This window comes from Psychromonas sp. Urea-02u-13 (assembly GCF_002835995.1).
Lineage (GTDB): Bacteria > Pseudomonadota > Gammaproteobacteria > Enterobacterales > Psychromonadaceae > Psychromonas.
Map to the genome: position 1 here is coordinate 1 of NZ_PJBZ01000217.1, position 886 is coordinate 886.

The window sequence follows — 886 nt, forward strand, 5'->3', positions numbered from 1 at the left end:
GCAAGTCCGCAGAAATGAAAGGTTATCACTTTTATTTTCAAGCTAACACCGTTAAAGATAAACGTGACTTATCAAATACTTACCTTGTCTGTCGGATAATGCAGAAAGCACTATATCAGCTTAATGAGGAATCGCTGATATGTGCATTTATCGAACTTATTGAAGAGACGAAATATGCGTAATCCTGTGGGGATCAGTCAGACTATACCCCTGATTGCACACACACATTGCTTAATGGTACAGGCGGTGTAATAACTAACTGCTGAGCAGAGTGAAGAGAAGATATATAATCATTGACTGCGTTGTGCAAAAGATTTTCAGGTGTATCTGTAGCTCTAGATTCAGATGGCTCTTCAACATCAAAAACATATGCTTCAAAGTTTCTGTCTCTTATCTCGATATTATTAATCCTTAGTCCTGTTCTATAAGCATTCACTTGGGCTTCTTTTGCTAGACCGTTATCATCAGCCAAAAAATAGGGTGATGTATAATGTCCGAATCTGCTTTCTCCTCCGAAAGCTTCAGCCACTTTACCAATCAGAAGTCCACGGTCATTACGGTTAAGCTCCTTAATATCCTTTAGGTATTGTATGGTAGGAACTTCATAATTATTTCCCTTTTCCTGACAAGCCTGTTGCACCATCGCCAACTTAGTATAATGAGTATCCAATTCAATCCATTGAGCAGAAGCAGAGCCTGAAACAGCAATAAGTGCCACCATAATTATATTGATTTTCATTAATAATTTATCCTTAATTTAAAGAGTATTTATATTGAGTCATTAACACAGGATGAAATATTCCTCACCACCCATGATTAATGATAATGATAATACCTATCAATAAAAACAAAAGCAAACGTACAGCTACACAATGGCCAAATAACG

1 protein-coding gene and 1 pseudogene are annotated in these 886 nt (G+C 36.8%); one reads left to right on the forward strand and one right to left on the reverse strand.

What is annotated here, in order from left to right; translation table 11 throughout:
• Positions 1–182: pseudogene (locus tag CXF74_RS22745) on the forward strand (hypothetical protein); the annotation flags it as partial.
• 20 nt (positions 183–202) lie between these two features.
• Here CXF74_RS22745 and CXF74_RS21480 read toward each other — a convergent pair.
• Positions 203–739 carry a hypothetical protein gene (locus CXF74_RS21480; protein ID WP_101084686.1) on the reverse strand — a complete coding sequence of 179 codons (537 nt, stop codon included), beginning with the start codon at positions 737–739 and terminating at the stop codon, positions 203–205.
• Between the last annotated feature and the right edge of the window lie 147 nt (positions 740–886).

What these genes read in the sequence shown, in the direction of transcription:
- CXF74_RS21480 (WP_101084686.1), bottom strand. Translation starts at nt 739, where the DNA reads ATGAAAATCAATATAATTATGGTGGCACTTATTGCTGTTTCAGGCTCT.